Raw genomic sequence first — 15,616 nt, 5'->3', positions numbered from 1 at the left:
GCTTTTTTTATGGGTATGTGTGAGGTTTTGGAGTTTCAATTTACGGCCATAGAACGGTTTTTTGTTCCTTTTTGTTTTTGAAGAGTATTAAGAAGTGATTAAAATCGATTTTAAGTGTGTTTAAAGACGTTTTAAGCGGCTTTCGTGAAATTAACAAATGTTGATAAGTGAGAGGTGTTTTTCGTTAAAAAGCTTAATCTGCAGGAGCCAATTTTGTATATTTGGGAGATTTCAAAAAACTCAGTTTAAAAAGACTACTTATTATAATATGAGCGAGCATATTCAAAAAGGAAATTATTCTGCCGATAGTATTCAGGCGTTGGAGGGGATGGAGCACGTACGTATGCGTCCGTCAATGTATATTGGAGATGTTGGTGTAAGAGGATTGCATCATTTGGTGTATGAGGTTGTAGATAACTCTATCGATGAGGCATTGGCAGGACATTGCGATACCATAAGTGTAACCATTAACGAGGATAACTCTATAACCGTTGAAGATAATGGTCGAGGTATTCCTGTGGGGCTTCACAAAAAAGAAGGTGTTTCAGCCTTGGAGGTTGTAATGACTAAAATTGGTGCTGGAGGTAAATTTGATAAAGATTCCTATAAGGTTTCTGGAGGATTGCATGGTGTAGGTGTGAGTTGTGTTAACGCACTTTCAGATCATTTAAAAGCTACTGTATTCCGTGAGGGAAAGATTTGGGAACAGGAATACGAAAGAGGTAAAGCATTGTACCCAGTTAAGACTGTAGGAGACTCTGATCGTAATGGTACTGTAGTTACATTTAAACCAGATGCAACTATTTTTACACAGACCCTTGAGTATAGTTATGATACTTTGGCAAGCAGAATGCGTGAGCTTGCATACCTTAACAAAGGTATTCGCATAACCCTAACAGATAGACGTCATAAAACAGATGATGGCGAGTTTGAAGGAGAGGAATTTTATTCAGAAGAAGGTTTAAAGGAATTTATCAAGTTCTTGGATGGAAACCGTGAGCCATTAATGCAACATGTAATTGCTTTTGAAGGTGAAAAGAATGATATTCCTGTAGAGGTAGCGATGATTTACAATACATCGTATGCAGAGAATTTACATTCTTATGTGAATAATATTAATACGCACGAAGGGGGAACACACTTGACGGGATTCCGTCGTGGTTTGACCAATACACTTAAAAAATACGCTGATAATTCAGGGTTATTGGATAAACTGAAATTTGAAATTTCAGGAGATGATTTCCGAGAAGGGTTAACTGCAATTATTTCTGTAAAGGTTGCAGAGCCTCAGTTTGAAGGGCAAACAAAAACCAAATTGGGTAACCGTGAGGTTTCAGCTTCCGTAAGTCAGGCTGTTTCCGAAATGTTGTCCGACTATTTGGAAGAGCACCCAGACGACGCCAAGGCTATCGTTCAAAAAGTAATCTTGGCTGCTCAAGCGCGTCACGCTGCTCAAAAAGCACGGGAAATGGTGCAGCGTAAAACGGTGATGAGCATTGGAGGCTTACCAGGTAAGCTAAGTGATTGTTCTGAGCAGGATCCAAGTTTATGTGAGGTATTCCTAGTAGAGGGAGATTCTGCAGGTGGTACGGCTAAGCAAGGACGTGATCGTAACTTTCAAGCCATTTTACCATTGCGCGGTAAAATTTTGAACGTAGAAAAAGCCATGCAGCATAAGGTTTTTGAGAACGAAGAGATTAAAAACATATTTACTGCTTTAGGCGTAACCATTGGGACAGAAGAAGACAGTAAAGCGCTTAACCTTTCAAAATTGCGTTACCATAAAATTGTAATTATGTGTGATGCGGATATTGATGGTAGTCACATTGCTACACTTATCTTGACATTCTTCTTCAGATATATGAAAGAGCTTATAGAGAATGGTCACGTATATATTGCCACGCCTCCACTTTATTTGGTAAAGAAAGGTTCCAAAAAACGTTATGCTTGGAATGACAAAGAGCGTGATGCTATTAACGAAGAATTTGGTGGTAGTGCAGGAGTTCAGCGATACAAAGGTCTTGGAGAGATGAATGCAGAGCAATTATGGGATACAACCATGAACCCTGAATTCAGAACATTGAGACAAGTAAATATAGATAATGGTAGTGAAGCTGATAGAATTTTCTCTATGCTTATGGGCGACGAGGTGCCTCCGCGTAGAGAATTCATAGAAAAGAATGCAGTATATGCAAATATCGATGCGTAAACTCGCATTTCTTTTCTTTTTATCGTCTGTAACAGCATCGGCTCAGTATGAGGATGTCGATGCTGTTGCAGGCGATTTAATTTTTCTGTCCCAAATGTATGTTACCCCAGCGGCAAATGCTGCTGTTTATCAATCCTCGGGGGGCTGGTGTACATCTGCTAAAAAGAAAGACTTGTGGAATCTTGAAATTTCTATTCAAGGAAATATGTTGTTTATTCCCAATAAGTCTACAAACTTTAGAATTGACGAGTCTCAATTAAGTAACTTGGTTATTAAGGGGGATGCTACTTCTGCTTTAAGTCCAACGGCCCTTGGAGGTGATAATAACCTGGTCTTGGAAGGAAATATTGGAGGTGAATTGTTTGAGTTTGACTCACCAGAAGGAATTAATGAATCTTATGTTAATCACTTTCAAATTCAAGCAGCTTTAGGTCTATGGAAAGGAACAAGTATTATTGGACGTTTTTCTCCAAAAATTAAAATCAATAAAACATATTATCAAATTGTTGGAGGGGGATTTCAACATAACATTTCACAGTGGATTCCCAGTTTAGAAAAATCTAAATATGATATTGCTGCCCTAGCAACCTATTCGCGTTATGCTGTGAGTGATGATTTTACTCCTGTTAGCCTTTCAGGAATGGGTAGTCTAACCTCTATAACTGTAAATGGCCAGTCGTTTATGTTTAATCTTGTTGGTTCAAGGGAGTTCAATCGATTTAATGTGATTTTGGCAGCAGGAATAAGCTCAAGTGACTTTCAATATGGAGTTGGAGGAGATGAGAGTTTTTTGTTGGATGTATTGAATAGCTCTCTGGAGGGGCTTGATGAAAGTCAGATTAACTTTAAGGGGGATATAGGTGTTGGATACTTTTTTAAAAATTTTTCAATCAATACTATGCTTACCTTCGGTGAATATGCAAATCTTGTTTTTGGGATTAACTATTCCATTTAATAAATATAAATAAGATAAGTACTCCATTCAAGAAGTGCTTTTTTATTCAAACCAACTTATCAACCACGTACAATACAGTATGAAAATCTTAAGCGGTCTAATTCTTGGATTAGTGTTTATGGGGAGTGTCCATGCTCAAGGTAGTATTAATGAACTTTTAGCTGCGGGTATAGAAGATGCTAAACATTTTACAACAGGATATATAGCACCGGCAAGCGATGCTCTTGCCTACGGTATCAATACCAATTGGTTTAACAATGCTAAAGTGCCAAAAAGGTTTTCTTTTGAGATTTCAATTGTTGGTAATATGACTTTTGTGAAGGATAAGCACAACAGGTTTAACATGGAAACGGCCGATTATGAAAATATTAGGTTTGAGGATGGAAGTTCTTCAAAAATGGTGGCCACAGCTTTAGGTGAAAACAATCCTGATGTTAATGTTGTTATAACCTATGATGACGAATTGTTCGGTCCAATACTTGGTGATCAGGAATTTGTGTTAACCTTACCTCAAGGATTGGCCTCAGAAGGACTTAAGTTTGTTCCTAATGGATATTTGCAAGCTAGTTTTGTTCCTTTTAAAGGAACACAGGTTAGGGCGCATTTTTTTCCACAGGTGAAATCTAAAGATTTTAAAGTGGGGATGTATGGTTTTGGAGTGCAATATGATTTTACGTCGCTTTTACCAGCAGATAAGGTGTTGCCTCTAGCTGTTTCAGGGTTAGTGGCTTATACACACCTTGATGGTTTTTATGACTTCACAGATAAGGAATATATAAGTGGTGAAAACCAACGCGTTGATACGGACGTGAACACATTGACTTATCAATTGATAGTTGGAACAAAATTGCCGGTAATTAATTTTTATGGTGCTTTAGGCTTTTTAAGTAGTAAAAATAGAACAGATCTTTTAGGGACATTTGTAGTAGCTGATGAATCATTGTTAGCAGGTCCTGCAAAAACGGTTAAAGATCCTTTTAGTATTAAATCTAAAACACAAGGGATAACGGGAACTTTAGGAGCAAACTTGAAATTAGGTGTTTTTGGTCTTAATGCGGCTTACACATTGGCAGATTTCAATAGTGCAGTTTTAGGAATAAATTTCGGCTTTTAGAAAAAATAATTCCTTAAGGTATTGTGTTTTAAAAATATTAAATTTGCGGAAATTAAATTTTTCACAATCTAAAAATTCAAATAAATGAAAGTTACAGTAGTTGGAGCAGGAGCAGTAGGGGCAAGTTGTGCCGAGTATATTGCTATTAAAAACTTTGCTTCAGAAGTAGTGTTATTGGATATTAAAGAAGGTTTTGCTGAAGGTAAAGCAATGGACTTGATGCAAACAGCTTCTTTAAACGGATTCGATACAAAAATCACAGGAGTAACAAACGATTACAGTAAAACAGCAGGGAGCGATATCTGTGTAATTACAAGTGGTATTCCTCGTAAACCAGGAATGACTCGTGAAGAGCTTATCGGTATCAACGCAGGAATCGTTAAGACTGTTTCATCAAGCCTTATTGAGCACTCTCCAAATACAATTATGATTGTGGTAAGTAATCCAATGGATACTATGACTTACCTTGTTCACAAATCTACAAACCTACCAAAGAACAGAATCATTGGTATGGGTGGTGCTTTGGATTCTGCTAGATTCAAGTACAGATTGGCAGAGGCTTTAGATGCGCCAATTAGCGATGTTGACGGTATGGTAATCGGTGGTCACAGTGATGTGGGTATGGTGCCATTAACGCGTTTGGCTACAAGAAACAGTGTGCCTGTTTCGGAGTTTCTTTCTGAAGAGCGTTTAGAGCAAGTAAAAGAAGATACTAAAGTAGGTGGAGCTACACTTACCAAATTATTGGGAACTAGTGCTTGGTATGCGCCAGGAGCTGCTGTGAGCGGATTGGTTCAAGCTATTGCTTGCGACCAAAAGAAAATCTACCCATGTTCTACATTGTTGGAAGGGGAGTACGGATTAAGCGATATCTGTATCGGAGCGCCTGTAGTGTTAGGTAGAAACGGTATTGAGCGTATCGTTGAAATCGACCTTACAGATGCCGAAAAAGAGCATATGGCTACTAGTGCAGAAGGTGTGCGTAAAACAAATGGCCTTCTGGAACTATAATTCCACAGCGATTTAACTATATGATAAAGAGTAGTCTTCAGACTACTCTTTTTTTTTATAATTATGGCAATAATATTGGGTTTTCTGACCGTAAATTATATATTTGCTCGTTTTTAAATTATTTTAAGAAATAAACCAAATCATTTAGAACATAATGCAGAACAAAGGATTAGTAAAACTATTTGCAATTCTGTTTGGATTGGTAAGTATTTACCAGTTGTCGTTTACTTTCAAGGCGACACAGTTAGATAACCAAGCCGAAGAATACGCAATTAGTAAGTTTGATGAGACCGTTCCAGATTATAGGTCACAACGTAGTAATGAGGAAAGAAACTATTTGGATTCCATCTCTAACAAAGAGGTATATAATATAGGAGTCGCAAACTACACTTACAATGAGGTAAAGGAAAAGGCGATGAACCTTGGTCTTGACCTTAAAGGAGGGATTAACGTAATCCTTCAGGTTTCCGTTAAGGATATTTTAAAAGGGCTTGCTGACAATACAAAAGACCCTTTGTTCAACAAAGCTTTAGTTGATGCTGAAGAATTACAGAAGAATAGCCAGAATACTTATTTAGAGGATTTCTTTATTTCATTCGACAAAATTAAAGGTGATGCCAAATTAGCTTCTCCAGATATTTTTGCTACAAGAGCACTTTATCCAGATATAGAAATTAACATGACCGATGATCAGGTTAAGCCTATTATCGAAAGAAAAATTGATGAAGCTATCGTATCTGCTTTTGAAGTATTACGCAAGCGTATCGATGAGTTTGGTGTAACGCAGCCAAATATTCAACGTTTAGGAAACTCTGGACGTATTTTGGTTGAATTACCAGGGGTTAAGGATATTGAGCGAGCTCAAAAGCTACTACAAAGTACAGCTCAATTAGAGTTTTGGGATGCTTACAAAGGAGAGCAGTTTTTTACATTCTTGGTACAGGCCAATGAAACTTTAAAGCCTTTGGTTGCTCCAAAAGAAACTAAGGAAGAAGCCAAAGAAGAAGCTCAAGATGCTAAAGATGCTCAAATTGAAGAGCTTTTAGGTGAAGCCGAAACTGATAGCACTGCTACAGATGTAAATCCTCTTTTAGATCTTATTAGAGGACCTGGATACCAGGGGGGGCCTATTGTGGCTCAATTTGCTATCGAGGATAAAGATAAGGTATTAGATTACCTTAACAGAGCTGAGGTGAGAGCATTATTGCCAGCAGACCAGCGTTACGTGAAGTTTGCTTTCAGTAAACCTAATAAAAACAGTGAGGTAGTTGACCTTTATGCTTTGGTAGGTAATCGTGAAAATGTACCACCTTTAAGTGGTGCAGTTATTACAGATGCTACTCAAAACTACGATCAGTTAGGGAAGCCTTCTGTTTCTATGCAAATGAACGTGAAAGGTGCTAAAATTTGGGAAGAAATGACTGGAAGAGCATTCAACCAGCGTTCTCAAATTGCCATCGTTTTAGATAATGTTGTGTATTCTGCTCCAGGAGTAACAAGTGGTGCAATTTCCGGAGGTAATTCAGAGATTTCTGGAAGCTTCACTCTTAACGAAGCAACAGACTTAGCTAACGTATTACGTGCTGGTAAATTACCTGCAAAAGCAGATATTATCCAAAGTGAAGTAGTAGGACCATCATTAGGGCAAGAAGCTATAGATAGTGGTAAAATGTCTTTCTTAATTGCATTGGCCTTAGTATTGGTATGGATGTTATTGTACTACGGTAGAGCTGGATGGTTTGCTGATGTAGCAATGTTGTTCAATATTGTTTTAATCTTTGGAGTATTATCAGGGCTTGGAGCTGTATTGACTTTACCAGGTATTGCTGGTATTGTATTGACTATTGGTATGTCGGTAGATGCGAACGTTCTTATTTATGAGCGTATTCGTGAAGAGTTAACCAAAGGAAAAGCTCAAAAAGATGCCATTAAGGATGGGTTTAGTAATGCATTGTCATCAATTTTAGATGCCAACATTACTACAGGTTTAACTGCATTGATTCTTTTTGTATTCGGTACAGGTCCTATTAAAGGTTTCGCCACTACATTATTGATTGGTATTGCTACATCGTTGTTCACTGCAATCTTCATTACAAGATTGTTGATTGACTGGTATACCAACAGAGGAGGTCAACTTGATTTTTCTACTGGTATCACAAAAAATCTTTTCAGAAATATCAACATCAACTTCTTGAAAAAGCGAAAAATCGCCTATATCATTTCTGGGGTAATTATTTTAGCTGGGCTAGCATCTTTGTTCACTAATGGTTTAGACCAGGGTGTAGATTTCGTTGGAGGAAGAAACTATCAAGTTCGTTTTGCTCAAGATGTAAATGCTACTGAAATTAGTACAAACCTTAAAGAAGTGTTTGGAAGTGCAGATGCAAAAACTTTTGGAGAAGCAAACCAATTGAAGATTACCACTAAGTACAAAATTGACGAGGCTAGTTCTGAAGTAGATGAAGAAATCAGACAGAAGCTTTATAATGCCTTACAGCCATACATGGAAGGTGTATCATATGAAAAATTCATCGATGAGACAGAGGCTAAAGAAGTTGGTTTGATGGCATCATACAAGGTGAGTCCATCTATCGCAGACGATATTAAACAAGCATCGTTTTGGGCGGTACTAGGATCACTGATTGTGGTATTCTTATATATCCTTATCCGATTCAAAAGATGGCAATTCTCACTGGGTGCAGTTGCCGCTGTATTCCACGATGTGTTAATCGTATTGGGTATTTTCTCAATAACATACCACTGGATGCCTTTCTCAATGGAGATTGATCAAGCATTTATCGCTGCAATATTAACGGTTATTGGTTACTCACTGAACGATACCGTGGTTGTATTCGACCGTATTCGTGAGTTCTTAAATGAACATACTGGTTGGGAATTTGATAAAACCATTAATTCATCATTGAGCTCTACTCTTAGTAGAACATTGAATACCTCTTTAACTACATTGGTAGTATTATTGTCAATCTTTGCTTTCGGTGGAGATTCTATTAGAGGATTTATGTTTGCCCTTATAGTTGGTGTAATAGTTGGTACTTATTCATCGCTTTTCATTGCTACTCCAATTATGTACGATACTGTAAAGCGTGCAGGTGGAGCTGAAAGAGAACAAAAAGATGAAGAAGCTGCATAAAATAAAATTGTTCTAAATACATGAAAGCCTGTTGTGAAAGCAACAGGCTTTTTTTATCCTCTAGAAGAACTTTTATGGGGTTAATTTGGGTTTAGATAAAGAGAGTAAAGAATACAAAGTAGACTTAAAGTTTACTTTTAGAAGAGCTTCAAAAAGCTTTAAGTAGTCTTCTTGTCGATTAGATTATGAGGGGAAATGTTATAGGCAAAATGATATTTAGGTTACATACCTAAAATATTAAGTAAGGGATTGGGGATATTAAAAGAAAGCCAAAGGGAAAAGAAGGGTATTACTCTCTGTTGAATGACATAGAATCACCAATTTTTAAATTCCATTCATCAGCAAGTCCAGCGTTAACTTCTAAAACAAACTGCGCTGGTACATTTGAAGGTAATGAGGTTTCGTCAAAAGGCTTGGCATTCTTTTGAGAGCTTACCAAATGATTCTTGTTATCAATATAGATAATGTCTAAAGGAATACGGGTGTTTTTCATATAAAACGATCTTGGCTTTGAATCTGAAAAAATGAATAGCATGCCCTGATTGTTTGTCATGCTGTTCCGATACATTAAACCCGTTTGGGTTTCGTAATCGGTTTCGGCTATCTCAATGTCCAATTGTTTTATAACTGAATCTGTACCGGCTTTATATAGCTTTAGAATCCCTTCCTTTTTAAATGATACTTCGGTAGTTTTAAGAGTCTTTTTCTCTTTCTTGCATCCAGAAAGAGCCAATACAAAAGAGAGTGTTGTTAAAGCTACTTTAAAAGAGGGTAAAGCCATGTTGTTTCTTAAAATTAAGCTTGTCGCTTTTTGTAGCCAAACATGAAGTAGAAACCTAAAAGAATGAATGGAATACTAAGTATTTGTCCAGTATTTAATCCCATTATCCAATCTTCACGACCTTCTACTTGAGCTTCTTTTACATATTCAATAAAGAATCTGACTGTCCAAAGTAGCACTAAAAATAGTCCAAATAAATATCCGGTTTTCTCTCCTTTATTGGTTTTAGTGTAAACAAACCAAAGGATTATGAATACAAATATGTAGCAAAACGATTCGTATAATTGTGCAGGATGACGATAGGGTACTGCATCAAGAAGATGTGCGAAATCAGGATTATGGGCAATTGCATTGTAAGCGGCTTTAGCATCCTTTATTCCCGTTAATTGTATGGCTTCGCGTTTGGTGTATTGATCTTGAATAAAACGAACTCCGAAATTTGAATTTGTTATTTTCCCAACAATTTCAGAATTAATAAAGTTACCAATCCTAATAAAAACACCGCCAGCAGCTACTGGCATTACAATACGATCTAAGATCCATAACAAAGATTTGTATTTGTATTTTCTACGGTACAAATACATTCCGATAATAATCCCGATTGCAGCACCATGACTGGCAAGTCCTTGAAAACCTGTGAATTCAAATTCAGGTTTAAAGCGAAATGGTAGAAATATGCTTAGAAAATCCTGACGGATTAATTCTGATTGGTAAAAAAGAACATGACCTAAACGAGCCCCTATCATTGTAGCCAATACTGTATAGATGAATAAGGGATCTAAATATTCTTCTGAAACATTTTCTCTTTTATAAATTCTTTTGATGATTATCCAGCCAAGAAGGAAAGCGATAATCCACGTTAAACTATAAAAGTGGATTTTAAAGTTGCCTATAATATCTAAACCAGTAATTGGGTTCCAGTCGAATTTTAGTAGGTGCATAGGTTTTAATTTAGCAGCGTAAATATAGGTAATCCAATGTGGATAATAAAGAAATGAAAGATGAAGACATAATAAACAACTATATTAAATCTTTATTATTTTTTAGTATCTTGATTTATAGTGTTTTGCTTCTGTTTTTCTATGTGTCAGGGAACAGGATCATAACCAGAACCTCCCCAAGGATGACAACTAAGTATCCGTTTAATAGCCAGTCTACCTCCTTTGATCAAACCGTATTTTTTTAGAGCTTCTATCGTGTAGGAAGAGCATGTGGGTTGGTATCTGCAGCTTGCAGGGGTTAATGGGGAAATAAGGACTTGGTACACTCTAACCAAAAAAACAAAGGGTGCAATAAGTGCCTTCTTCATGATCTAAGATTATTTATAAAGTCTAGCTAATTAGTCGAAAAGGAGGTTCCGTCTTTACCGTCCTGAAGCTGAATGCCAACTTCGGCAAGTTCATCACGAATCTTATCAGACATAGCAAAATCTTTATTCGCCCTGGCTTCTTGTCTTAGTTTGATGAGTAATTCTACTGCACCTGATAATTTATCGGTGCCACTATCGGTTTTGGATATGTTAACTAACCCTAGTACATCAAAAACAAATGCTTCAATAGTTTCCTTTAAAACAGCTAAATCTTCAGCAGTGATAAACGCTTTATCTTCATTTATTTGATTAATAAACTTAACAGCTTCAAACAAATTGGCAATTAGAATAGGCGAATTGAAATCGTCGTTCATGGCATCATAACACTTCTGTTTCCATGCTGGGATGTCGATAGTTGATTCTTCAGAAGTTTTTAGACTACTTAATATATTGATGGCATCCATCAAACGGTTAAACCCTTTTTCACTTGCTTGAAGGCCAGTATCAGTAAAATCCAATACACTTCTGTAATGTGCCTGAAGCATGAAAAAGCGAGCTATACTTGGAGCATAGGCTTTTGATATGTGAGCATTGTCGCCAGTAAAAATCTCTTCAGGAAGAATAAAGTTACCAGTTGATTTGGCCATTTTCTTTCCGTTCATGATTAACATATTGGCATGCATCCAATAGTTAACTGGAGTTTGTCCAGTAGAAGCTTCAGCTTGTGCAATTTCACATTCATGATGAGGGAATTTCAAATCCATTCCTCCTCCGTGAATATCAAAGTGCTCCCCAAGGTACTTTGTGCTCATAGCCGTACATTCAAGGTGCCATCCAGGAAATCCGTCACTCCAAGGTGATGGCCAACGCATTATATGCTGTGGTTCGGCTTTTTTCCAAAGGGCAAAATCCTGAGGGTTTTTCTTGTCACTCTGCCCGTCTAATTCACGGGTATTATGAATTAGGTCTTCCACTTTACGCTTGCTAAGCTTCCCGTAATTGTGGGTTTCGTTAAATTTCAATACATCAAAGTAAACCGATCCGTTCACTTCATAGGCGTAACCTTTAGTTATGATGTCCTTGATAATTTCAATTTGTTCTATAATATGACCTGTAGCCGTAGGTTCAATACTTGGGGGGATAAGATTGAACTTATTCAATATATTGTGGAAATCGACAGTATAACGCTGTACAACTTCCATAGGCTCTATTTGCTCCAGACGTGCTTTTTTTGCAATGCGATCCTCTCCTTCGTCGGCATCGTTTTCCAAATGGCCAGCATCGGTAATATTTCTAACATAACGCACTTTATAGCCTAGGTGTTTTAGGTAGCGGAATACCATGTCAAAAGACATAAAGGTTCTCACATTTCCTAGGTGTACATTACTATAAACAGTAGGGCCACAAACATACATGCCTACATAGCCTTCTGTTATGGGTGAGAATGTTTCCTTTTTGCCTGTTATCGAATTGTATACCTTTAGTTCCTGTTGCTGATAAAGCTGCATGTCTGGTTAGTTAGGGTTTTGGTTAAAAAGTTGTGTCTAATTTGATATAGTCAAGAAATTCTCTTTTGGTTTCCTTGTCCTTAAACTTTCCACCAAATTCGGCTGTAACAGTGCTACTCTCTATATCACGGATTCCGCGAGAATTAACACAAAGGTGCTTAGCGTCTATAACACAAGCAACATCTTCTGTGTTTAAAACCTTCTGTAGTTCCCTAACAATTTGAATAGTTAGTCGCTCCTGTACCTGTGGGCGCTTTGCATAATAATCAACAATACGGTTCATTTTAGAAAGCCCAACGACCTTGCCGTTTGAAATGTATGCTACGTGTGCTCTACCTACTATAGGCAATAAGTGGTGCTCACAGGTTGAGTAAACGGTAATGTTTTTCTCAACAAGCATTTCACCGTATTTATATTTATTGTCGAAAGTTGATGCTTTAGGCTTTCTTTCTGGATCCAAACCGCCAAATATTTCTTTTACAAACATTTTGGCGACACGGTTTGGAGTACCTCTCAAACTATCGTCAGTTAAATCAAGTCCTAAGGTTTCCATAATATGGCGAACATCGTCTCGGATAATTTCTATCTTTTCTTCGTTAGAAAGAGTAAAGGCATCCTCACGCATAGGCGTATCTGTAGATGTTCCTATGTGGTTATCTCCCAGAGAATCAAACTCTTCAAAATTACTGTCAAACTTCATCGTGCTATATATATGAATAGATTTTGAATTTGCAAAGATAAGTATTTCACGTTTGATTAAGTTTGAATTAACAAAGAATTAATTTGTTCTTTATTTTAACAGAACATGATTACATTTTTTCTTATTTTTCGGGCTTAAACCAACATGAAAAAATCAGAACTATGAAAAGTAAATCCCCACTTTTGGTGGTTTTTCTGCTTTGTTTTTGGGTGTTTTCTACTCAAGCTCAAGAGAAATATCCCCGTCAATCCTTGCCTTTGGCCAAATACAATGAAAATGTTAATACTCCTTTAACGGCAAAAGAAAAAGAAATGCTGTTGGATGTTTATGGTGATAAACTTCAGGAATATGTATTAAGTAAACCACAACGCTTAAAAGACATAAAAAATATTTTGCGAAATAGAGTTGAAATTATTGAGATTCCCGATGCTAAAAATCATAAAGAATGCGAACTGCTTTCTAGTATCTCCCTTTTTAACAATTATAACCCAAGCCTGAAAAGGGACTTTAATTTTAACACTAAAACCTTTAATCCTTTAAAATACAATTTTAAATTTTACGGTGCTGAGGGAGCTTTGTACAAGGTGGACAACACTAATTATTTCATCAGTATAAAGCCTCAATATCAATAATTTTCAAACCAAGTTATGAAGAGAATTTTACTTTTTTTAATACTAATAACCACAACTAGTACTATTGGTTTTGCCCAAGATCTAGTTATGCAAAACGGAACATTTACCACGTGTTCTGGCATTTTTTATGATTCTGGAGGTGAATTTGCCAACTATGGGAATGGAGAGACACTTGTGATTACAATTTGTCCTGAAGAAGCTGGTCAGCGTACTCAGTTGGATTTTACAGCTTTCAATACGCAATTAAATGCCGACTTGATGACCATTTATGATGGAGATAGTACCGCAGCCAATCCCTTTGGAACATTCTCAGGTTCTGGAGCGAACAGTCCAGGTTTTGCTTCAGCAACACCAAATAATCCTACAGGTTGTCTAACCATTGAATTTGTTTCCGATAGTGCAGCAAGTGGTCTAGGGTGGGAAGCAACTATTTCGTGTTTCACACCTTGTCAAACTATAGTTTCTCAAATAGACAGTGCAGTCCCTGCTCCTGATGCCGAAGGGATAATTAGAGTGTGCCCTAATGAAGATATTACATTAACGGGAAGTGGACAGTTTTCTGTGGATGGGACTGGTTCAAGTTACGAATGGAATTTAGGAGAAGGTACTACTGTTCCAGGTCAAACGGTGACGTTTTCTTATGATACACCTGGTGTTTATGTTGTCAATTTAAATATCACAGACACGAACCCGTTGGGTTGTACAAACACTAATTTAATAAACCAAATAGTTCAAGTAGCAACAGAACCTGATTTTACAGGTACTCAAGCAGCTAATGAGATATTATGTTTTGGTGAAACTACGACAATAGATGGTATTGTTGAACCTACACCATATATAAATGAATGTACGCCTCCAGTAAGTGGGGTTACCTTTTTGCCAGATGGTAACGGTGCAACCTACCAGACGTGTATTACAGTAGATTGTTATAATTCAAATCAAACACTTGATGATATTGCTCAATTGTTGGAAATATGTGTTAATATGGAGCATTCCTATTTGGGGGATTTAGATATTAACATAATAAGTCCAAACGGTCAAACAGCTGTTCTTAAAGCTTATCCTGGAGGAGGTGGAACTTACTTAGGAGGTGCCAATGATGATGGATCTCTAACTCCAGGTGTAGGAGCCGATTATTGTTTTTCTATGTCTGGAAGTACCATATTGGAGTCTGGCCCTACATTGATAGCAGGTAGCCCTCCTGGAAATTCTATTATACCAGGTACTTACCTGCCTGAAGGATCTTTTAATACATTGTTGGGAAGTCCTTTAAATGGAGATTGGTGTATTGAAATTATTGATAACCTGGGTATCGACAATGGATATGTTTTTTCTTGGGGGATGGAATTTGATCCTAATATTCAACCTCCAAACCTTTCATTTACACCAGAAATTGTTGGGGAAGCCTGGGATCCAGATCCAACTATCGTAAATACATCTGGCAACACTATAACTGTAGCTCCTGATACACCAGGGGTATATTGCTATACCTATAGAGTTCAAGATGACTTTGGCTGTGAATATACAGAGGAAGTTTGTGTTGAAATGCTTCCAGAGATTGTTGTTGATACTCCTGAAGATTTGTATGTATGTGATCCTTCTGGGCCTCCTTATATTTTTGATCTTACAGAGAACAATCCTGTAATGTTAGCGCCAACACCTAGTCCTAGTGACTTAATAATTACATTCCATAACTCTCAAGCGGATGCTGATTCAGATGTAAGTCCCATTAGTGCGCCAGAGGCTTACCAAGGTGTTGATGGGGAAGTTATTTACGTAAGAGTCGAGTATTTGAATTCTAATTGTTACGAAACTATGACTTTCGTTTTGCATGTTGGTGTGCCTCCAGTTATCAATCCAGTAGCCGATATTGAAACTTGTGACGATGTTAGTAATGATGGTGTTGAAGAATTTGATTTGAGTTCTCAAACATTAGGTATTTTAGGTACTCAATCGCCTTTGGAATTTTTTGTGACATATTATGAGACTTTAGCAGATGCTAATGCAGGAACAAATGCGTTACCTGATTTATATTCCAATACGAATAATCCGCAACCAATATATGTTAAAGTTGGATTTGGAAATGATGAAGGATGTTCGGTTGTTTCCCAAACGCCTTTATTTAACTTAATTGTTCACCCACGTGCTGAAGCAACACAACCTGATAATATGGTAGTTTGTGACGACGTGAGCAACGATGGTTTTGAGACCTTCGACCTAACATCACAGAATGCAGCCATTCTTGG

Annotated in this window: 12 protein-coding genes; 7 read left to right on the top strand and 5 right to left on the bottom strand. The window is 37.2% G+C overall.

The features are described 5' to 3' along the window. Positions 1 to 268: 268 nt before the first annotated feature. From gyrB to secDF, 5 genes are all read left to right on the top strand, one after another. Positions 269 to 2,209, top strand: a complete 1,941-nt coding sequence (gyrB, locus tag PWU04_RS00060; RefSeq protein ID WP_274473731.1) for a DNA topoisomerase (ATP-hydrolyzing) subunit B — start codon at positions 269 to 271, stop codon at positions 2,207 to 2,209. Then, positions 2,202 to 3,164, top strand: coding sequence for a DUF6588 family protein (locus tag PWU04_RS00055; RefSeq protein ID WP_274473729.1), 963 nt, complete (start codon positions 2,202 to 2,204; stop codon positions 3,162 to 3,164). The genes gyrB and PWU04_RS00055 overlap by 8 nt, the downstream gene beginning before the upstream one ends. 79 nt (positions 3,165 to 3,243) lie before the next feature. Further along, a complete protein-coding gene (locus PWU04_RS00050) occupies positions 3,244 to 4,278 on the top strand; it encodes a DUF6588 family protein (protein ID WP_274473728.1) in 1,035 nt (344 codons plus the stop codon). An 84-nt stretch (positions 4,279 to 4,362) separates the two neighbouring features. Continuing rightward, a complete protein-coding gene (mdh, locus tag PWU04_RS00045) occupies positions 4,363 to 5,289 on the top strand; it encodes a malate dehydrogenase (protein WP_274473727.1) in 927 nt (308 codons plus the stop codon). A gap of 154 nt (positions 5,290 to 5,443) precedes the next feature. Continuing rightward, positions 5,444 to 8,440, top strand: a complete 2,997-nt coding sequence (secDF, locus tag PWU04_RS00040; protein WP_274473726.1) for a protein translocase subunit SecDF — start codon at positions 5,444 to 5,446, stop codon at positions 8,438 to 8,440. A gap of 289 nt (positions 8,441 to 8,729) precedes the next feature. On the opposite strand, the gene PWU04_RS00035 is transcribed toward secDF, so the two are convergent. The 5 genes from PWU04_RS00035 to folE all read right to left on the bottom strand — a co-directional run bounded on the left by PWU04_RS00035 (position 8,730) and on the right by folE (position 12,738). After that, positions 8,730 to 9,221, bottom strand: a complete 492-nt coding sequence (locus tag PWU04_RS00035; RefSeq protein ID WP_274473725.1) for a DUF192 domain-containing protein — start codon at positions 9,219 to 9,221, stop codon at positions 8,730 to 8,732. A gap of 14 nt (positions 9,222 to 9,235) precedes the next feature. Further along, positions 9,236 to 10,162, bottom strand: a complete 927-nt coding sequence (gene lgt, locus PWU04_RS00030) for a prolipoprotein diacylglyceryl transferase (protein ID WP_274473724.1) — start codon at positions 10,160 to 10,162, stop codon at positions 9,236 to 9,238. Positions 10,163 to 10,308: 146 nt separating this feature from the next. Then, positions 10,309 to 10,530: a membrane protein insertion efficiency factor YidD gene (yidD, locus tag PWU04_RS00025; RefSeq protein WP_274473723.1), complete on the bottom strand. Its 222-nt coding sequence runs from the start codon at positions 10,528 to 10,530 to the stop codon at positions 10,309 to 10,311. A gap of 26 nt (positions 10,531 to 10,556) precedes the next feature. Continuing rightward, the gene (cysS, locus tag PWU04_RS00020; RefSeq protein WP_274473722.1) at positions 10,557 to 12,038 is read right to left on the bottom strand and encodes a cysteine--tRNA ligase; all 1,482 of its coding nucleotides are present in this window, start codon (positions 12,036 to 12,038) and stop codon (positions 10,557 to 10,559) included. Between the two features lie 22 nt (positions 12,039 to 12,060). Then, positions 12,061 to 12,738, bottom strand: a complete 678-nt coding sequence (gene folE, locus PWU04_RS00015; RefSeq protein ID WP_274473721.1) for a GTP cyclohydrolase I FolE — start codon at positions 12,736 to 12,738, stop codon at positions 12,061 to 12,063. Between the two features lie 161 nt (positions 12,739 to 12,899). Here folE and PWU04_RS00010 point away from each other — a divergent pair, with 161 nt between their 5' ends. Both PWU04_RS00010 and PWU04_RS00005 read left to right on the top strand, forming a co-directional pair. Further along, positions 12,900 to 13,370, top strand: coding sequence for a hypothetical protein (locus PWU04_RS00010; RefSeq protein ID WP_274473720.1), 471 nt, complete (start codon positions 12,900 to 12,902; stop codon positions 13,368 to 13,370). A 15-nt stretch (positions 13,371 to 13,385) separates the two neighbouring features. Further along, positions 13,386 to 15,616 (top strand): PKD domain-containing protein (locus tag PWU04_RS00005; RefSeq protein WP_274473719.1); only part of this gene is annotated, 2,231 nt, incomplete at its 3' end.

The organism is Mangrovimonas aestuarii (assembly GCF_028767185.1).
In the GTDB taxonomy this organism is placed as follows: domain Bacteria; phylum Bacteroidota; class Bacteroidia; order Flavobacteriales; family Flavobacteriaceae; genus Mangrovimonas_B; species Mangrovimonas_B aestuarii.
Note: the sequence above shows the minus strand (reverse complement) of the source record. Positions and strands in the feature narration are given on the sequence as shown.

Bases quoted from the DNA above. Each gene is read 5' to 3' on its own strand.
- gyrB (WP_274473731.1), top strand. From the start codon at position 269: ATGAGCGAGCATATTCAAAAAGGAAATTATTCTGCCGATAGTATTCAG.
- PWU04_RS00055 (WP_274473729.1), top strand. From the start codon at position 2,202: ATGCGTAAACTCGCATTTCTTTTCTTTTTATCGTCTGTAACAGCATCG.
- PWU04_RS00050 (WP_274473728.1), top strand. From the start codon at position 3,244: ATGAAAATCTTAAGCGGTCTAATTCTTGGATTAGTGTTTATGGGGAGT.
- mdh (WP_274473727.1), top strand. From the start codon at position 4,363: ATGAAAGTTACAGTAGTTGGAGCAGGAGCAGTAGGGGCAAGTTGTGCC.
- secDF (WP_274473726.1), top strand. From the start codon at position 5,444: ATGCAGAACAAAGGATTAGTAAAACTATTTGCAATTCTGTTTGGATTG.
- PWU04_RS00035 (WP_274473725.1), bottom strand. From the start codon at position 9,221: ATGGCTTTACCCTCTTTTAAAGTAGCTTTAACAACACTCTCTTTTGTA.
- lgt (WP_274473724.1), bottom strand. From the start codon at position 10,162: ATGCACCTACTAAAATTCGACTGGAACCCAATTACTGGTTTAGATATT.
- yidD (WP_274473723.1), bottom strand. From the start codon at position 10,530: ATGAAGAAGGCACTTATTGCACCCTTTGTTTTTTTGGTTAGAGTGTAC.
- cysS (WP_274473722.1), bottom strand. From the start codon at position 12,038: ATGCAGCTTTATCAGCAACAGGAACTAAAGGTATACAATTCGATAACA.
- folE (WP_274473721.1), bottom strand. From the start codon at position 12,738: ATGAAGTTTGACAGTAATTTTGAAGAGTTTGATTCTCTGGGAGATAAC.
- PWU04_RS00010 (WP_274473720.1), top strand. From the start codon at position 12,900: ATGAAAAGTAAATCCCCACTTTTGGTGGTTTTTCTGCTTTGTTTTTGG.